The organism is Allobosea sp. (genome assembly GCF_035999205.1).
Classification (GTDB): Bacteria; Pseudomonadota; Alphaproteobacteria; order Rhizobiales; family Beijerinckiaceae; genus Allobosea.
This window is the reverse complement of record NZ_DASYHA010000015.1, coordinates 207,390-222,461: the sequence shown is the minus strand read 5'-3', so window position 1 is coordinate 222,461 and position 15,072 is coordinate 207,390. Positions and strand designations below refer to the sequence as shown.

Annotated in this window: 12 protein-coding genes; 8 read left to right on the top strand and 4 right to left on the bottom strand. The window is 66.5% G+C overall.

Annotated features, from left to right (window positions below; translation table 11 throughout):
• The first annotated feature begins 11 nt into the window (after positions 1-11).
• A complete protein-coding gene (locus tag VGN82_RS05330) occupies positions 12-1,202 on the top strand; it encodes an enolase C-terminal domain-like protein (protein WP_327525952.1) in 1,191 nt (396 codons plus the stop codon).
• A gap of 79 nt (positions 1,203-1,281) precedes the next feature.
• Complete coding sequence (locus VGN82_RS05325; protein WP_327525951.1) at positions 1,282-2,022, top strand: ribonuclease activity regulator RraA; 741 nt, start codon at positions 1,282-1,284, stop codon at positions 2,020-2,022.
• 371 nt (positions 2,023-2,393) lie between these two features.
• On the opposite strand, the gene VGN82_RS05320 is transcribed toward VGN82_RS05325, so the two are convergent.
• Positions 2,394-3,728, bottom strand: a complete 1,335-nt coding sequence (locus VGN82_RS05320) for a dicarboxylate/amino acid:cation symporter (RefSeq protein WP_327525950.1) — start codon at positions 3,726-3,728, stop codon at positions 2,394-2,396.
• Positions 3,729-3,937: 209 nt separating this feature from the next.
• Between VGN82_RS05320 and VGN82_RS05315 the strand changes: the two genes are divergently transcribed.
• The 3 genes from VGN82_RS05315 to VGN82_RS05305 all read left to right on the top strand — a co-directional run bounded on the left by VGN82_RS05315 (position 3,938) and on the right by VGN82_RS05305 (position 9,307).
• A complete protein-coding gene (locus VGN82_RS05315) occupies positions 3,938-5,761 on the top strand; it encodes a sensor histidine kinase (protein ID WP_327525949.1) in 1,824 nt (607 codons plus the stop codon).
• On the top strand, positions 5,758-7,125 hold the full coding sequence (locus VGN82_RS05310; protein ID WP_327525948.1) for a sigma-54-dependent transcriptional regulator: 1,368 nt from the start codon (positions 5,758-5,760) through the stop codon (positions 7,123-7,125). Before VGN82_RS05315 ends, VGN82_RS05310 begins: the two co-directional genes overlap by 4 nt.
• A 100-nt stretch (positions 7,126-7,225) precedes the next feature.
• Positions 7,226-9,307 (top strand): ATP-dependent helicase, encoded by a 2,082-nt coding sequence (locus VGN82_RS05305; RefSeq protein WP_327525947.1) that lies wholly within the window; start codon positions 7,226-7,228, stop codon positions 9,305-9,307.
• On the opposite strand, the gene VGN82_RS05300 is transcribed toward VGN82_RS05305, so the two are convergent.
• The gene (locus VGN82_RS05300; protein ID WP_327525946.1) at positions 9,304-9,573 is read right to left on the bottom strand and encodes a hypothetical protein; all 270 of its coding nucleotides are present in this window, start codon (positions 9,571-9,573) and stop codon (positions 9,304-9,306) included. The two genes, VGN82_RS05305 and VGN82_RS05300, sit on opposite strands and share 4 nt — an antisense overlap.
• A 197-nt stretch (positions 9,574-9,770) precedes the next feature.
• Between VGN82_RS05300 and VGN82_RS05295 the strand changes: the two genes are divergently transcribed.
• The 3 genes from VGN82_RS05295 to VGN82_RS05285 all read left to right on the top strand — a co-directional run bounded on the left by VGN82_RS05295 (position 9,771) and on the right by VGN82_RS05285 (position 12,289).
• Positions 9,771-10,028, top strand: coding sequence for a hypothetical protein (locus VGN82_RS05295; protein ID WP_327525945.1), 258 nt, complete (start codon positions 9,771-9,773; stop codon positions 10,026-10,028).
• Between the two features lie 204 nt (positions 10,029-10,232).
• Entirely contained in the window at positions 10,233-11,051 is an 819-nt protein-coding gene (locus VGN82_RS05290) for a glutamine amidotransferase (protein ID WP_327525944.1), read from the top strand.
• Positions 11,048-12,289, top strand: a complete 1,242-nt coding sequence (locus tag VGN82_RS05285) for an NAD(P)/FAD-dependent oxidoreductase (protein ID WP_327525943.1) — start codon at positions 11,048-11,050, stop codon at positions 12,287-12,289. Before VGN82_RS05290 ends, VGN82_RS05285 begins: the two co-directional genes overlap by 4 nt.
• A gap of 149 nt (positions 12,290-12,438) precedes the next feature.
• Here VGN82_RS05285 and VGN82_RS05280 read toward each other — a convergent pair whose 3' ends face one another.
• Both VGN82_RS05280 and sdhA read right to left on the bottom strand, forming a co-directional pair.
• Positions 12,439-13,224, bottom strand: coding sequence for a succinate dehydrogenase iron-sulfur subunit (locus tag VGN82_RS05280; protein WP_327525942.1), 786 nt, complete (start codon positions 13,222-13,224; stop codon positions 12,439-12,441).
• A 14-nt stretch (positions 13,225-13,238) separates the two neighbouring features.
• Entirely contained in the window at positions 13,239-15,071 is a 1,833-nt protein-coding gene (gene sdhA, locus VGN82_RS05275) for a succinate dehydrogenase flavoprotein subunit (RefSeq protein WP_327525941.1), read from the bottom strand.
• Position 15,072 lies beyond the last annotated feature (1 nt).

The window sequence follows — 15,072 nt, the reverse complement described above, 5'->3', positions numbered from 1 at the left end:
AAACGAGAACGATGAAGATCGTCGACATGAGGGTGCGCTGCGTCGCGATCCCGCTCAACGCGCAGCTTCGCCACAACACCGGCGTTCATCCCGGCTATTTCCTGCGCACCATCCTCGAACTGGTGACGGATGAGGGCATCGTCGGCCTGGGCGAGGTCGGCGGCGGCGACCAGCGCGGCGCGCTGACGAAGCTCAAGTCGCGCATCATCGGCATGGACCCGTTCCATCTCGAGCTGATCAAGCTCAAGACCCTGCGGGCGATCTACTATCTCTCGAACGCCCGGCTCTATGCCGCGATCGAGATGGCCTGCCTCGACATCCAGGGCAAGGCGCTTGGCCGCCCGCTCTGCGACCTGATCGGCGGAGCGGTTCGCGACCGCATCCCGATGATCGCCTATCTGTTCTGGCGCTATGACCGGCCGGGCGGCGGCCATGACGAGCACCCCGAGGACATGGCCGATCTCTGCCAGGAGCTGCACGAGACCCTCGGCGTCACCGCGATGAAGCTGAAGGCCGGCGTCTTCGAGCCGAATGTCGAGGCGCGCGCCGTCGAGCTCTGCCGCGACCGCATGGGCCCTGACTTCGGGCTGCGGATCGACCCAAATGGCGTCTGGTCCGTACCGACGGCGATCCGCATCGGCCAGCGGCTGGAGGCGGTCGGGATGGAGTATTTCGAGGATCCGTCCTGGGGCCTGGAAGGCAATGCCGCCGTGCGCAAAGCGGTCCGAACGCCGATCGCCACCAATATGTATCCGGCGAAGTTCGACGATCTCGGCCCCGCCATCCGGCTCGGCGCCGTCGATATCGTGCTGACCGACATCCACTACTGGGAAGGCCCGCGCGGGGTGAAGGACCTTTCGGCGGTCTGTCGCACCTTCGGACTCGGCGTCGCCATGCATTCCGGCGCCGAGTTCGGCATCGAGCTCGCCGCCATGCTGCACACCGCTGCGACCATCCCCGAGATGAGCTTCGCCGGCGACGCCCACTACCACTACCTGACCGACGACATCATCGAGGGCGGGCTTATGAAGTACGAGGGTGGCGCCATCCGCGTGCCGACGGGCCCGGGTCTCGGCGTCACGATCGACGAGGACAAGATGCGCCATTACGGCGCGCTCTACGAGGAGAAGGGCGACTACTACGCCCGCTTCCACCAGGACCCCTACCGGCCGGACTGGCATCCGGTCGTCGGCGGGCTTTGAGAGGCCCGCCCGCGACTTCGTCGATCGCAAGAGACGTTCAAGAGAACCGGATCACATCGCCAACCATCAGGAACGACACATGTTCGACATTCCCAAGATCAATCGTCCGGCAAAGGCGCTGGTCGACGGGCTCGCCAGCATCGGCACAGCCACCGCATCGAGCGAACTCTACAAGATGGGGATCCGGAACCCTTTGATCGCGGGGGCTGTGCCCCACTCGCGCGGCAAGGTCATTGCGGGCCCCGCAGTGACCCTCCAGTTCATGCCGAAGCGTGAAGATCTCTATGGCGACGACGAATATGCCGACCGCGAGAAGCAGCTTCATCGGCATGCGTTGTATCACATCGAGGCCGGCGACGTCGTCGTCGTCGACGCACGGGGCGACATGGAGAGCGGCATCTTCGGCGAGATGATGCTGACCTACTTCGCCGGCAAGGGCGGGAAAGGCATGGTCATCGACGGCGTCATCCGCGATGCCGCCAAGGCGTTCAAGCTCGACATCGGCTACTGGATGCGTGGCGTCAGCCCGAACTTTCACACGCAGACGGTTCTGATGCCGCACGCGGTGAACGTGCCGATCGCCTGCGGCGGCACGTATGTCAGGCCGGGCGACATCATCATTGCCGACGATGACGGGGCCATCTGCGTGCCGATCGCGTATGCCGAGAGGCTGCTCGAAGCCGGCAGCCATCATGCCGAGTGGGAGGACTTCTCGCGCATGATGCTCTCCAAGGGCGGCGACCTTCGCCGCTACTACCCGCTCGCCCAGGAGGCCGAAGCCGAATACCTGGCCTGGAAGGCGCAGCAGGAAAGGCGCTGAGGGCGCTGGCCGGTGAAGCAGCTCCCGATTGTTCGGCCGGGCACATACCGGAACGTGGAGCGAGATCCCCTTCTGGAGCGCCCGACGCCGACCGGTCACCATTCTGGCGCCGGTGTTTGAATGCTGTCGTCTCCGAGGCAGTTCAGGATGCCCGCTCAAGGCGGGCTCCAGATCTCCGGCAAAGCCTTGCCGACGATCGGCGGGGGCTCGAGGCGATGGCACTGTCGATCGGAGACCATCGATCACGCCCGTGCTGGGCTCGCTTCATTCCATTCACAGGGCAAGTCGATGATCGCCCTGTGCCGTCTGTTGATCGCCCGCGTTGTGCGCAGCGCACTGAACGGACGTCATGCCCCCGGCGACCGGCGCGCTCACTCGGCGGGAGCGAGAAGCGGCTCGTCCAGCGGGTCCGGCAGGCCGCCGCTGAGGGCCGCCTTGAGCTGATCCTGGTCGAGTTCCCCCTCCCAGCGCGCCACCACGATCGTCGCGACGGCATTGCCGATGAAGTTGGTCACAGCGCGGCACTCCGACATGAAGCGGTCGATGCCGAGGATCAGCGCCATGCCCGCGACAGGCACCGCCGGAACGACGGACAGCGTGGCGGCAAGCGTGATGAAGCCCGCGCCGGTGATGCCGGCCGCTCCCTTCGAACTCAGCATCGCGACGAGCAGCAGCAGGATCTGGTCGCCGAGCGGCAGGTGGATGTCCATCGCCTGGGCGATGAACAGGGCGGCCAGCGTCATGTAGATATTGGTGCCGTCGAGATTGAAGGAATAACCGGTCGGCACGACGAGTCCGACGACCGAGCGCTTGCAGCCGGCCGCCTCCATTTTCTCCATCAGGGTCGGCAGGGCCGCTTCCGAGGAGGAGGTGCCGATCACCAGCAGGATCTCGTCCTTGATGTAGCCGATCAACGCCAGGATCGAGAAGCCGTTGTAGCGGGCGACCGCGCCGAGCACGACGAGCACGAAGATCGCCGAGGTCAGATAGAAGGTGCCGATCAGCATCGCCAGATTGGCGACGGACCCGATGCCGTAGCGGCCGATGGTGAAGGCCATGGCGCCGAACGCACCGAGCGGGGCCGCCTTCATCAGGATCGCGACGAGCTTGAAGATCGGGGCCGACAGGGCCTGAAGGAAGTCGATCACAGGCTTGCCGCGCTCGCCGACCATCGAGAGCGACAGGCCGAACAGCACGGAGAAGAACAGCACTTGCAGAATGTCGCCGGAGGCGAAGGCGCCGACGATCGTGTTCGGGATGATGTTCTGCAGGAAGCCGACGACGCTGGCGTCATGAGCCTGCGTGGCATAGCCCTGCACTGCCTTCACGTCGAGGCTGGCTGGGTTGATGTGGAGGCCGCTCCCCGGCTGGACGAGATTGCCGACGACGAGGCCGACGACGAGCGCCAGTGTCGAGAAGGTCAGGAAGTAGATCATCGCCTTCCCGGCGACGCGCCCGACCTTCTGCATGTCGCTCATTCCGGCGATACCGGTCGAGACGGTCAGGAAGATCACCGGAGCGATGATCATCTTCACCAGCTTGATGAAGGCGTCGCCGAGCGGCTTGAGGGCCGCGCCTTGCTCAGGCCAGAAGTGGCCGAGCAGGATGCCGGCCGCGATGGCCGCGAGCACCTGAACGTAGAGGTGCTGGTAGAATTTGCGGGGACGCGCCGGCTGGGCCGGCGCCTGGTCTAGCGTGATCGCCATGATTTCCTCCTTGGGGCGTGCTCGCGGGTTCTTCTGCTCTCGACGCCGCTGCGCCCTGTTTGGCAATCGTTGTGCCAACTTGCTCTTTTGAAATTAGCTTTTTGATTTCAATATCTTATTTGAGTTCAAAGATCGCTCTTCGCTGAGCGAATGGCGGTTTGCCGCACGTGATCATGTTGATCTGTGCGAAATTCCGCACATAATAAGTCATGAGCAAAACGCTGCCGGACGAGAGTGGTCGACGGGCCGCCGGGCGCCGCCTCTGGGTCGCCTTGGCGCTTCTGATGGTGGCTGTTGCCAGCGTCGCCTTCGTGATCGCGAGCGATGCCGGCCGCAGCCAGGCCATCGCGACGATGCGCGCCCGCGCGGCGGATGCCGGGACGCTGGGGCTCGCGATCCTGCGTGGCGAGCTGGAGAAGCAGCGCGCACTGCCCGTGATTCTGGCGCGCGACCCGGACGTGCGCACGGCCCTGCGAGGCGGTGACAAGCACGCGCTCGACCTGAAGCTGGAGGCGATTGCCCGCGAGACGCGCGCGGCGGTAATCTATGCGCTGGGCAAGGACGGGGTCGCAATCGCCGCCAGCAATTGGCGCGAGCCGACGAGTTTCGTCGGCAACGACTATGCCTTCCGGGACTATTTCAGCGGTGCGGTCGCGGGCGGCATGGCGGAGCAGTTCGCGCTCGGCACGGTCAGCAAGCGGCCGGGCCTGTACATCACCAGCCGCGTCGATGACGGCAGGGAGCCGCTCGGCGTCATCGTCGTCAAGGTCGAGTTCGATCAGGTCGAGGCCGATTGGCGGGCCCTAGGCGGCCAGACCTATGTCGTCGATGGGCGCGGCGTCGTGCTGCTCTCGACCATCCCGGACTGGCAGTTCCGGACGCAGATCGAACTCGCCCCTCAGGTGGCGGCCGAGATCAGGCAGTCGCTGCAGTTCGGCGCAGCGCCCCTCACTCTGCTGCCCTTGCGGCGCGATGGCGAGATCGTGCGCGGCGCGGGCGCTGCGGCCGGCCGGCATGTCAGCGCGCGCATTCCGATCCCGACCACAGACTGGCAGCTCGAAGTGCTCATGCCGGTCGACGCGGCGATCCGTAACGACCAGGTCCGTCTGCAGACCCTCGTTGCGCTCTTGCTCATGCCCGGCGCCGCGCTCGGCGCGCTTGTCCTGTGGCGCCGCCAGGTCAATCTCGCCAGGCGCAGTGCCGAAGCGCAGGTCAAGGCAGAACTCGAACGGCGTGTCGCCGAGCGCACCGTCGCGCTGGCCGGCGCGAACGACCGGCTCGTCGAGGAGATGGCCGAGCGTGCCCGAGCGCAGGAACGCCTGTCCGATGCGCGCGAGGAGCTGGCGAAGGCCAACCGCCTGGCGACGCTCGGCCAGGTCACGGCAGGCGTCGCACATGAGATCAACCAGCCGCTCGCTGCGATGCGAACCTATGCCGAGAATGCCCGCGCCTTCCTCGGTCGCGCCGATGCGGCTGGCGCCGATGGCGCATTGGCCAAGGTCGTCGGGCTGACCGAGCGCATCGGCACAATCACTGACACCCTGCGCGGCTTCGCCAGGCGTGGCAGCGGCCCGCATGCCCCCGTCGATCTCGGCGAGGCGATCGACGGCGCGCTGATGATCATCGACGCCGCGCTTCGACAGGCGGGCGTCGCGCCGAAGCTCCCGTCATTGGCCGAGCCGGTCCGCGTGCTGGCCCGGCCGGTCGAGCTCGAGCAGGTCCTCGTCAATCTCATGCGCAACGCGATCGAGGCCATGGCGGCGGGGCGCGACGGACGAGCGCCACGGCTCGCGATCGAAGTCGCGATACGAGCCGAGGACGTCGACATCGCCATCGTAGACAATGGGCCGGGCCTTGATGAAGGCGCCCTGGCCGCGCTCTTCGCTCCGTTCCGCACCACAAAGCCGCGCGGGCTCGGCCTCGGGCTGGTGATCTCGCACGACATCGTAACCTCCTTCGGCGGCACGCTCTCCGCGACGAGTCGCCCAGGCGAGGGCAGCACCTTCACCATCCGCCTGAAGAGAGCCACATGACCGGTCCCGCCAGCGACCAGAGCGCCATCGAAGTCGCCTTCGTCGACGACGATCCGGACCTGCGCGACGCGAATGTGCAGGCGCTGCGCCTCGCCGGCTTCGCGGCGGTGCCGTTCGCCTCGGCCCAGTCGGCTCTTGACCACATTGGTGCGGACTATGCGGGCGTCGTCGTCACCGATGTGCGCATGCCCGGCATGGACGGCATCGCGCTTTTCAGGCGCTTGCGGGGGCTGGACGCCGATATTCCGGTGGTCGTGATCTCCGGCCACGCCGATGTCGCCATGGCGGTTGAGGCGATGAGCGAGGGCGCTTACGACTTCATCGCCAAGCCCTATTCCACCAGCCGCCTGGTCGAGACCTTGAGGCGTGCGGTCGAGAAGCGCGCGCTCGTCATCGAGAACCGGCGGTTGCGCTCGCTCGCTGCGGCGCCGGAGGAGGACACCGCGCTGCTCGGGGAGGCTCCAGCGATCGTGCGCCTGCGTCAGACCATCCGCGATCTCGCCGATGTCGATGTCGACGTGCTGGTCCTGGGCGAGACCGGCACGGGCAAGGAGGTCGTCGCCAACCTGCTGCACCAGCAGGGCCGCCGCCGCGACAAGCCTTTCGTCGCGCTCAACTGCGGGGCGCTGCCCGAGAGCGTGATCGAGAGCGAGCTCTTCGGTTACGAAGCCGGCGCGTTCACCGGTGCCCAGAAGAAGCGCGTCGGCCGGATCGAGCATTCGAGCGGCGGCACGCTCTTCCTCGACGAGCTGGAAAGCATGCCGCCGGCGGCGCAGGTCAAGCTGCTGCGGGTTCTGGAAGGCCGTGAAATCACGCCGCTAGGCTCGAATGAGCGGCGCCGCGTCGATCTGCGCGTCGTCGCGGCGACGAAACTCGATCTCGGCGATCCGGCACAGCGAGGGGACTTCCGCGAGGATCTGTTCTACCGTCTCAACGTCGTGACATTGCGAATTCCACCGTTGCGCGAGCGCCGTCGCGATGTACCGCTGCTCTTCGCTCAGTTCCTCGCCCGCGCGGCGCGGAAATATGGGCGCGACGTGCCGGTGCTGGACCGCGGCGTCGAGCGCCATCTCGTCGAGAACGCCTGGACCGGCAATGTCCGCGAGCTCGTCCATTTCGCGGAACGGGTGGCGCTCGGTGTCGTCGCCGACATGCCGGCGGCGGCGGTTCAAGGTGATGTCGCTGCGGCGAGCCTGCCCGAGCGTCTCAACGTGATCGAGGCCAACCTGATCCGGGATGCTCTGGAAGCCAATCGTGGCGATGTCCGCGCAACCCTTGAAATGTTGGGCATCCCCCGCAAGACCTTCTACGACAAGCTCGCCCGCCACGGCATCGATCGCGTCTCCTATGTCGTGACGGAGTGAGGAGCCCGGCAATCTGAGCGCGCCGGCGCATGCCCCGCCGTTTCAAGCAGCAAGCGAATCCGCATTGCGAACAAAGCACGAATCATGATCGATTCCGGGCATGCTCGCCATTGATACGCCAACCGCGGCGCCAAGCTATCTCGACGCCTTGAACCCCGCACAGCGGCGGGCGGTCACGCATGGCGGTGGGGCAACGCCTGCGCCGCCGCTGCTCATCATTGCCGGGGCCGGCTCGGGCAAGACCAACACGCTGGCCCACCGCGTCGCTCATCTCCTCGTTAGCGGCGCCGACCCGCGCCGTATCCTGCTGATGACGTTTTCCAGGCGCGCGGCCGCCGAGATGTCGAAGCGTGTCGAGCGGATCGCGCGCAAGGTGCTCGGCGACGGGGCAGGCGTGCTGGCGGATGCGTTGACCTGGGCCGGGACATTCCACGGCATCGGCGCCCGCATCCTGCGGGACCAGGCAGACCGGCTCGGGCTCGATCCGGCCTTCACCATCCATGACCGCGAGGACGCGGCCGACCAGATGAATTTGGTCCGGCATGAGCTCGGCTTCTCGAAGACCGAGGCACGCTTTCCGACCAAGGGCACCTGCCTCGCCATCTACTCGCGCTGCGTCAATGCCGAACAACCGATCGAGGATGTGCTGGGGCGCTCCTATCCCTGGTGCGTGGCCTGGGCGGCCGAACTGAAGGAGCTGTTCGCCGCCTATGTCGAAGCCAAGCAGGCACAGAACGTCCTCGACTACGACGACCTGCTGCTCTACTGGGCCCAGGCCATGACGGTCCCTGCGATCGCGGCCGAGATCGGCGAACGCTTCGATCACGTCATGGTCGACGAATATCAGGACACCAACCGCCTGCAGTCCTCGATCCTGCTGGCGATGAAGCCCGATGGCCGGGGACTGACCGTCGTCGGCGACGATGCACAGTCGATCTATTCGTTCAGGGCTGCGACGGTGCGCAACATCCTGGATTTTCCGGCGGCCTTCGCACAGGCGGCCGAGATCATCACCCTCGATCAGAACTATCGTTCCACCAGCGCCATTCTCGCGGCCGCGAACGCCGTCATCGACCTCGCCGCCGAGCGCTTCACGAAGAACCTCTGGACCGACCGGGCGAACGGCACGCCGCCGCAACTGGTCCATGTCAGGGACGAGGCCGATCAAGCTCGGTTCATTGCCGAGACGATTCTGGAGAACCGTGAGGGGGGCTCGACGCTCAAGCAGCAGGCCGTGCTGTTCCGCGCCTCGCATCACAGCGGCCCGCTCGAAATCGAACTGACGCGGCGAAACATCCCCTTCGTGAAGTTCGGCGGCCTGAAGTTTCTCGACGCCGCGCATGTGAAGGATCTGCTCGCCCTGCTGCGCTTCGTGGAGAACCCACGAGACCGCGTCGCCGGCTTCCGCGTGCTACAATTGCTGCCGGGCGTTGGGCCGACATCGGCCCAGCGCGTGCTCGATCATCTCGGGGATGCTGCGAACCTTGTCGAAGGACTCGCCCAGGTGCCGGCTCCGCCCCGCGCGGGCGACGACTGGCCGGAGTTCGTGGATGCGGTCGCCGAGCTTCGCTCGGCGCGCGCCGGCTGGCCAGGCGAGATCGAGCGCGCGCGGCGATGGTATGAGCCGCATCTCGAGCGCATTCACGAGGATGCTGCGACGCGCCAGGCCGATCTCGTGCAGCTCGAGCAGATCGCCGGCGGCTATCCGTCCCGCGAGCGCTTCCTGACGGAGCTGACACTGGACCCTCCCGATGCCACCAGCGATCAGGCCGGGATACCTTTGCTCGACGAGGACTACCTGATCCTGTCGACGATCCATTCAGCCAAAGGGCAGGAGTGGAAGTCGGTCTTCGTGATGAATGTGGTGGATGGCTGCATTCCCTCCGACCTCGGCGTTGGCACGTCCGAGGAGATCGAGGAAGAGCGGCGCCTGCTCTATGTCGCGATGACCCGCGCCAAGGATGATCTGCGTCTCATGGTGCCGCAACGGTTCTTCACGCACGGCCAGTCATCGACCGGTGACCGCCACGTCTACGCCAATCGCACGCGCTTCATCCCGAATGCGATGCTGGGGCAGTTCGAGCGCTGCCAGTGGCCGCGGGCCGTCGCCGAGGCGAGCCGATCGGCGAGCGCCGGTCCCAGGATCGACATCCGGGCCCAGATGCGCGGCATGTGGCGCTAGCGTTCGCACCACGCGTCGCCTGCCCGGTCGCTCCATCTGGCGAAGGCGGTCGACGCTTTCGCGAGCTTCTTCGAGCCGCGCGTCGGCTGCACCAGCTCGGTCGCGACCGGCTCGATGCCAGCGGGCTCGGGCGTTGCCGCCGGCACCATCGGCAAGGCATCGCCGATTGTGGCGAGGCGTCGAGAGCCGATCCGCGACAGCGTCGCTTCGAACTCGCGTGATTGGTCCTCGATACGGTTGGAAAAGGCCTCGAACAGATTGAACATGATCTGCGCTCCGGGTGCCGCCCGAGAGCGGCTTCGGCAATGGAACGCTGGTGGGGCATCATTTGGTTCCCTGCAGCGAATGATCGAATGGCGCGAACAGCACGCGCCGACATGCTGTAGCCAAGCGACACTGGCTGGTGAGTGCTACCAGCAAACCCGCCCGCCCTGCCCTGCGCGAGGATGCAATGATGTCCGAATTGAACGCCAAGGAAGCTGAACTGCTTGCGCGCCTCCTCGACATCATCGCGACGGAGGGGCTTGTCGATCGGGCCGCACTGCGGCTCGACGCCGCCCTCGATGATGTCAATCTGACGGCCGACGACCTCATCCTCATCGGAAACGCGATCGAGCGTGAATTCGACAAGGACCTTTCCCCGGCGGATGACGAACTGCAGCAAGTGACGACCGTCCGTGGACTGGTCGAACTGATCGCCCGCCGCATTCGGGACGCGTAGCGCGAAATCGAGCGGAACAGCGACGTTGGACCGCAGTCGTGGCAGGTTCCACGCCTCCGGCATGCATTCCGAGCGGCCTTGCCATGCGGCAACGGCCCACTAATTGCTTGCCTCCCCCATCATGCGACCGCATTCTCCCATCATGGCATGGCGTGTTTGCCCACCGACCCTTCGAGACCGCGCCCGGACGCATTTGATCCCGCGATGAACGACCACGCCTTCCTCGCCAGCCCGATCGTCCCGGTGCGCACGCGCAGAGCACGGCAGGCTCGGACCGGTTCCGCCCGGCCGCGCAAGCCAGCCCCCAAGCCGGTTCTCGTCGTCCTGCACCAGGAGCAGTCGACGCCGGGCCGTGTCGGGCGCCTGCTTCAGGCGCGCGGCCATGCCCTCGACATCCGCAAGCCCCGCTTCGGAGATCCGCTGCCGCAGACCATGCGCGAGCATGCTGGCGCGGTTATTTTCGGCGGGCCGATGGGAGCCAATGATCCCGACGACTTCGTCAAGACCGAGATCGACTGGATCGGCACCTGCCTGAAGGAGGACGCCGCCTTTCTCGGCATCTGCCTGGGCGCGCAGATGATGGCCAAGCACATGGGCGCGCGCGTCTATACCCATGGCGAGGGCCGCGCCGAGGTCGGCTACTACAAGCTCGACCAGACCGATGCCGGCCGCGACCACGCGCTTGAGGCCGGCTTCGACTGGCCTGGTACAGTGTATCAATGGCATCGCGACGGTTTCGACTGCCCGACCGGCGCGGACTGCCTCGCCACCGGCGGCGATTTTCCGGTGCAGGCGATCAAGGCTGAATCGCGCTGCTACGGCATCCAGTTCCACCCCGAGGTCACCCCGGCGATGATGTGCCGCTGGGGCGTGCGCGGCCATGAGCGCACGCTGATGCCCGGCGCCCAACTCCGGCACCAGCATCTCGAAGGCTGGTACCAGCACGACCCGGCGATCCGGCTCTGGCTCGACCGCTTCCTCGACCATTGGCTGAAAGCCCCGGCAGAGACTGAATCCGCGTGACACGCACAGCCCTCGTTCTCGGCGCCGGCATGGTCGGCGTCTCCTGCGCGCTTTCGCTCCAGAAGCGCGGCTTCGACGTCACCCTGATCGACCGGCGCAAACCCGGCCGCGAGACCTCCTATGGCAATGCCGGGGTGCTCGCGCGTTCCTCGATCGTGCCGTTGAACAATCCCGGCCTGTTCGGCAAGCTCGCGAGCTATCTCGGCAATCGCCACCCGGCGCTGAACCTGAACTGGAAGCGGGCCGTAACCCGCCCCGGTTGGCTGCTGCGTTTCCTCTGGGAGGCGCGCCCCTCTCAGGCCTCCGCCCGCATCGCCGCGCTCGAATCCCTGACCGCGAGCACGGTCGAGCGCCATCGCGCCCTGATGGCGGAGGCCGGTGTCTCGCATCGCCTGCGCGAGACCGGCACGCTCAAGGTCTGGCGCACCGAAGCCGGACACGCCGCCGCCAAGGCGGAGCAGGACTTCCTGGCGGCCCATGGCATCACCTCTCAGGTGCTCGACCGGCAGGCTATCTCGGGCGTCGAGCCCGGGCTCAACCCGATTTTCCACGCCGGGCTGCTCTGCCTCGAGAACGCCTCGGTGGATTCGCCCGGTGCCGTCACTCAGGCCTATGCCGAGCTCTTCGCCAAGCGCGGCGGCAGGATCGTGCAGGCCAAGGTCGAAGCCCTCGCCCGCAACGGTGACGGCTGGCAGGCGCGGACAGACAAGGGCACCTTCGATGCGCAGATCGCGATCGTCGCGCTCGGCCCCTGGAGCATGGACCTGCTCGCGCCGCTAGGCCTCGACAGCAAGCTCGATGTCGAGCGCGGCTATCACCGCCATCTTCAAGCGGAGAAAGGTGCGAGCCTGGCCCGCCCGGTATACGACGTCGACGCCGCCTATTTCATGGCGCCGATGGAGCAGGGCTATCGCATCACCAGCGGCGTCGATCTCAGCCATCGCGACGCCGCCGACGAACACCGCCAGATCGACGCTGTGACGAAGAGCGCCCGCGAGGCCTTCCCCTTGAAGGAATTCGCCGGCGAAACCTGGCGCGGCGCCCGTCCGACCCTGCCGGATTCCCTGCCGATGATCGGCGTGGCTCCGCGCCATCCCGGCCTCTGGCTCGCCTTCGGCAACCAGCATCTCGGCTTCTCGACTGGCCCGATCACGGCCGAGATCATCGCCGCGCTGGTCTGCGGCGAGACGCCGCCGGTCGACCCGACGCCATTCAGGCCGGGGCGGTATATCAACTGAATATGCGACCGGCGGGCCGCAGCGTAAATTCGCCAGCGTGAGTCGGCTGGCGTGGCGGCCGAGAGCCGGAGCGGGGCGTACATCAGTACGTGAGCACCGGAAGCGCAGGCCGTCGCGTCAGACGGCCGCGCTCGCGGATTTTCGCTCGCTCAAACCTGGCGCGTCACCATCATCTTCTTGACCTCAGCGATCGCCTTGGCCGGGTTCAGGCCCTTTGGGCAGGCGTTCGCGCAGTTCATGATGGTGTGGCAGCGATAGAGCCGGAAGGGGTCTTCCAGATTGTCGAGGCGCTCGCCGGTCGCCTCGTCGCGCGAGTCGATCAGCCAGCGATAGGCCTGCAGCAGCGCGGCCGGGCCGAGATAGCGGTCGCCGTTCCACCAGTAGCTCGGGCAGGAGGTCGAGCAGCAGGCGCACAGGATGCACTCATAGAGGCCGTCGAGCTTCTCGCGGTCGTCCTTGGCCTGGGCCCATTCCTTCTCGGGTGCCGGCGTCGTCGTCTTGAGCCAGGGCTCGATCGAGGCGTGCTGGGCGTAGAAGCGCGTCAGGTCCGGGACGAGGTCCTTGATGACGGGCATATGCGGCAGCGGGTAGATCGCGACCTTGCCCTTCGAGCCACATTCGTCGATGCCGGTGGTGCAGGCGAGGCCGTTCTTGCCATCCATGTTCATGGCGCAGGAACCGCAGATGCCTTCGCGGCAGGAGCGGCGGAAGGTCAGCGTCGGATCGACCTTGGACTTGATCCAGATCAGCGCGTCCAGGACCATCGGCCCGCAATCCTCGCGGTCGACGTAATAGGTGTCAGAGCGCGGATTCTCGCTGTCGTCCGGGCTCCAGCGATAGACCTTGAACTCGGTCAGCTTGCTGGCGCCGGCCGGCTTCGGCCAGGTCTTGCCCGCGACGAGGCGGGAGTTCTGCGGGAGATTGAATTCGGCCATCTGTCAGATCGTCCTCAATACACCCGCGCCTTGGGCTTGATGTACTCGATGTCGTTCGAGAGCGTGTAGGTGTGCACCGGCCGGTCATCGAGCGTGACGGTGCGCTTCTCGTCGTCAATCCAGGCGAGCGTGTGCTTCATCCAGTCCTTGTCGTCGCGGTTCGGATAGTCCTCGCGCGCATGGGCGCCGCGGCTCTCCGGACGCTGCAGCGCCGAGTCCATGGTGACGACGGCCTGGGTGATCAGGTTCTCGAATTCGAGCGTCTCGATCAGATCCGAGTTCCAGATCAGCGAACGGTCGGTAGTGCCGATATCGGTGATGCCAGCCCAGACCTCGTGGATCAGCTTGTGGCCCTCTTCCAACGTCTCGCCGGTGCGGTAGACCGCGCAATTGTCCTGCATGGTGCGCTGCATGCGGCCGCGCAGTTCCGCAGTCGGCGTACCGCCCGAGGCGTTGCGGTAGCGGTCGAGGCGGGTCAGCGAGAGATCGGCCGAGTTCTTCGGCAGCTCCGGCTGCTTCTCGCCGGCAGTGACCGTATCGGCGCAGCGCAGCCCGGCCGCACGGCCGAAGACGACGAGGTCGATCAGCGAGTTGGAACCGAGGCGATTGGCGCCATGCACCGAGACGCAGGCCGCCTCGCCGATCGCCATCAGGCCCGGCACGACCTGGTCCGGATTGCCGTCGACCTTGGTCAGCACCTCGCCGTGGAAGTTCGTGGGTATGCCGCCCATGTTGTAGTGCACCGTCGGCAGCACCGGGATCGGCTCGCGCGTGACGTCCACGCCGGCGAAGATCTTGGCGCTCTCGGAGATGCCCGGCAGGCGCTCATGCAGGATCTTCGGGTCGAGATGGTCGAGATGCAGGTAGATGTGATCCTTGTTCTTGCCGACGCCGCGGCCAGCCCGGATCTCCATCGTCATCGAGCGCGAGACGACGTCGCGCGAGGCAAGGTCCTTGGCCGACGGGGCATAGCGCTCCATGAAGCGCTCGCCCTCGGAATTCGTCAGATAGCCGCCCTCGCCGCGTGCGCCCTCGGTGATCAGGCAGCCGGAGCCGTAGATGCCGGTCGGGTGGAACTGCACGAACTCCATGTCCTGCATCGGCAGGCCGGCGCGCAGCACCATGCCGCCGCCGTCGCCGGTGCAGGTATGGGCCGAGGTCGCGGAGAAGTAGGAGCGGCCATAGCCGCCGGTCGCCAGAATCGTTTGCTGGGCACGGAAGCGATGGATCGTGCCGTCATCGAGCTTGAGCGCGATCACGCCGCGGCAATGGCCGTCATCGTCCATGATCAGGTCGATGGCGAAATACTCGATGAAGAACTCGGTGTTGTAGCGCAGCGCCTGGCCGTAGAGCGTGTGCAGCATGGCATGGCCGGTGCGGTCGGCCGCGGCGCAGGTGCGCTGGGCCGGCGGCCCCTCGCCGAATTCGGTTGTCATGCCGCCGAAGGGGCGCTGGTAGATCTTGCCGTCCTCGGTACGCGAGAACGGCACGCCCCAATGCTCGAGCTCGTAGACCGCAGCCGGCGCGTTGCGGACGAGATATTCGATCGCATCCTGGTCGCCGAGCCAGTCCGACCCCTTCACGGTGTCGAACATGTGCCACTGCCAGGTGTCCTTGCCCATGTTGCCGAGCGAGGCAGCGACGCCGCCCTGGGCCGCGACGGTGTGCGAGCGCGTCGGGAACACCTTCGAGATGCAAGCCGTGCGCAGGCCGGCCTGCGAGCAGCCGACGGTGGCGCGAAGGCCGGCGCCGCCAGCGCCGACGACGACGACGTCGAAGGTGTGGTCGGTGATCGGATAGGCCTGGCCGGCATAGGCCGGGACCGGGCGGGCTCTGGTGATCGCCATC